Raw genomic sequence first — 3031 nt, 5'->3', positions numbered from 1 at the left:
TGGCGATTAATCTCAGAAAACTGATGGTAACCTGTCGGATATAGAAAAAAAGCAGGCTAGAACAATCAAAATTGATTGGATTAGCTTGCTTTTTATTTTAGTGACTGTGGACTTTTGTCCCAGCCTCCTAACATAGCAAAAGGAGAAGCCATGTTTGTTGGAAGAGAAAAAGAGTTAGACTATTTGAACGCCGCTTATCAATCGGATAAATTTGAGTTTATTGTCATGTACGGGAGACGTCGTGTAGGGAAAACAACTTTACTAAATGAGTTTTTAAAAGATAAACCTGGCGCTTATTATATGGCAATCAAGGAAAAAGATGGCGCCAATCTAATCGGAATGAGTGAGTCCATTCTTGGGCAAGACTTCGGTTTATTATTCGATAGTTATGAAAAAGCTTTGATGCGTATTTATGAGCTAGGAAAAGAAGAGAGTTTTGTATTTGTTATTGATGAATTTCCCTATCTTGCGAGTTCTGCACCAGAGATCAGTTCAATTATCCAAAAAATAATTGATCATATCTATTTAAATTCCAAAGTGAAATTGATTTTATGTGGTTCATCAATGTCGTTCATGGAACACCAAGTACTTGGCTATCAAAGTCCTTTATATGGTCGTAGAACGTCTCAGATAAAACTTCAACCTTTTAATTTTTTTCAGTGCCGACAATTCTTCCCTAAAATGGATAAAGAGGATTTAATGGGGATTTATGCCATTACAGGAGGCATTCCGCAGTATCTTTCATTTATTGACGGCGGCAGAAAACATAAAAAATACTTTTTTGAGAACTACTGCACCACTTTATGAAGAACCCAATAATTTGTTACTTCAAGAGCTTAGAGATCCTTCAAACTACAATTCGGCGCTTTATGCAATTGCTCATGGTGCAAGTCGAGTTAAGGAAATATCCGACCAAATTAAAATGACTTCAGGGGCAACTAGCATCCTTTTGGATAATTTGATTGAATTAGGAATTATCGAAAAGAAGATACCAATGTCTCAAAAGAAATTGAATTCTCGAAAAACGATTTATCAAATCTCCGATGGGCTATTTCGATTTTGGTATAGATTTATTGATCGTAATCAAAGTCAAATTGAACGCGACAAAGGGGAGTTGGTATACAAACGTATCGAAAGTGAATTTAGTACTTTCTTAGAACCCATTTTTGAAAAAATTTGCATTGATTGGATGTGGAAAAACGTTCCTTATCGCTTGATTGACGATTATTTTGAAGATTTAGGGTCATGGTGGGGAACAGATAAATTTGAGAAAAAAGAAGTAGAAGTTGATATTATCGGTTTTTCTCCTGAAACAGAAGCTTTATTCATCGGAGAATGTAAATGGAGAAATCAAGACGTAGATGAAAAAATTTTAAAGACATTAATCCATCGCTCTGCCTTATTTTCAAACACTCAAAAATATTATTTCTTATTTTCTAAAAGCGGGTTTAGTGACAGCTGTATAAAAAAGCTAAAGAGTTGAACATCTATCTGTTCACATTTTCTGATATGATGAAAATACAAACATAATGATAAGTTTCTAAAATATACATTAATTGATGTCACAAAACATACAGTAGAAAAAATAATATAGATGTGAAACAATTCGCCTAACCAATTAGCTAGGCGTTTTTTAATGCCATAGGTTATTTCCTAATAAATGGATGATATGAAATAACCCAATTAGTTAGTGTGGTATTTCATAGTTTTAGGCATGAAATCTTTATTTTTTTTACACGGCCTTGGGTTTATACTTAAAACATAAAAGATAAAGCGCTTTGTCATTTAAAAGTAACTAATACATGATGACTATTTCTGATGCAAACGTGTCACGATTAATTCATTATTGTATACTTTCTTGATAAAATCTTTTGGCGTCATATTGAATTCCTTTTTGAAACATTGGAGAAAATGTGTGTAGGAATTAAAGCCACAACGCTCATAGATTTCGGATGAACTTTTATACTTCTTCAAAAGCTGCTTGGCGTAGATGAGTCTCTTTTTCAAAATATATTTATGAAGTGATATTTTGGTATATTGTTTAAATCTACGTGAGAGATAGTTTTTGGATAGGTAGAAGTGTTCTGAGATAGACTCTATCGTCAATTCATCTGAAAGGTGTGTGGTAATATAGTTAATCACTTCAGTAATGAGTGTATCGCCAACTATTTCTTGTGCTTGGGCATCGAAGTCATCGCGCATAATGGTTTGATTGAGCATGATGAGGAATTTAATCAATTCTTGTTCAACTTTGATGTCCTCTCCATACCGACTAGTGGTTTGTGCCTGTAAGATTCCGAAGAGATAATCTCGCAATGTTTCTGGATCTAGTTGCAAAACTTTACTTCTCAAATCACCTATCGGATAGAAACATTTTTCAAGATCAGTAAGAGTCGTTGATCTTTTCTGTAGAAACTGAGAAGTGAGGTAGATAAAAATGCGTTCAAATCTATCTGTAGATTGTGAGACCATGCGATGAAGGTCCAAGTCATGAATGAGCAAAACAGTTCCCGGTTTTATCTCAAACTGTTTGCCATCTAGTAAAAAGATGGCATCACCAGTCAGTGAGATATGAATTTCATAATAATCATGATAATGAAACCAAGTTTGATTGCTATCTACAAAATCATCAACGTGAAAGATTTCGTAATCTTGAGAAATCATTTCACTCGCAAAAACTGGTATGTCTGTGTTCATAAGATGATTAACCTCCTTGTGATTTAATAAGTCGTATCAGTATCATTATAAATGTTTTGGATGACCTATAGCAAGACTTTGAATGTCTTAAGGTGTAATTTGATAGTTATAGGTATGATATGATGACTCTACCATGATAACATAATATGCTTAATCATTTGTCATCGTTATAACACTTAATTTTGGTAACTTATTTTAATATATAAATTCTAAGTCTAGTGGTAATAAGTCAAGTATTAATTGTAAATTTATTTTACAAGATTTATGAAACTAAGGTACACTAAATAAGCCTACGAAAAATTCATTTTTTCGCAAGTGCTATCAAGGACTTGTG

Annotated in this window: 3 protein-coding genes; 2 read left to right on the top strand and 1 reads right to left on the bottom strand. The window is 33.2% G+C overall.

Annotated elements, in window-relative coordinates; all coding sequences use genetic code 11:
- Positions 1-150: 150 nt before the first annotated feature.
- A complete protein-coding gene (locus ACYQ21_RS15140) occupies positions 151-807 on the top strand; it encodes an AAA family ATPase (RefSeq protein ID WP_460059478.1) in 657 nt (218 codons plus the stop codon).
- Positions 710-1483 (top strand): ATP-binding protein, encoded by a 774-nt coding sequence (locus ACYQ21_RS15135; RefSeq protein WP_460059476.1) that lies wholly within the window; start codon positions 710-712, stop codon positions 1481-1483. Before ACYQ21_RS15140 ends, ACYQ21_RS15135 begins: the two co-directional genes overlap by 98 nt.
- 326 nt (positions 1484-1809) lie before the next feature.
- Here the strand turns inward: ACYQ21_RS15135 and ACYQ21_RS15130 are convergent, their stop codons facing one another.
- On the bottom strand, positions 1810-2697 hold the full coding sequence (locus ACYQ21_RS15130; protein WP_460059474.1) for a helix-turn-helix transcriptional regulator: 888 nt from the start codon (positions 2695-2697) through the stop codon (positions 1810-1812).
- Between the last annotated feature and the right edge of the window lie 334 nt (positions 2698-3031).

The organism is Pseudolactococcus yaeyamensis, from assembly GCF_054658615.1.
This window is presented reverse-complemented; position numbering and strand designations above follow the sequence as displayed.

Excerpts from the sequence above, each read along its gene's own strand:
- ACYQ21_RS15140 (WP_460059478.1), top strand. The coding sequence starts at position 151 with ATGTTTGTTGGAAGAGAAAAAGAGTTAGACTATTTGAACGCCGCTTAT.
- ACYQ21_RS15135 (WP_460059476.1), top strand. The coding sequence starts at position 710 with ATGCCATTACAGGAGGCATTCCGCAGTATCTTTCATTTATTGACGGCG.
- ACYQ21_RS15130 (WP_460059474.1), bottom strand. The coding sequence starts at position 2,697 with ATGAACACAGACATACCAGTTTTTGCGAGTGAAATGATTTCTCAAGAT.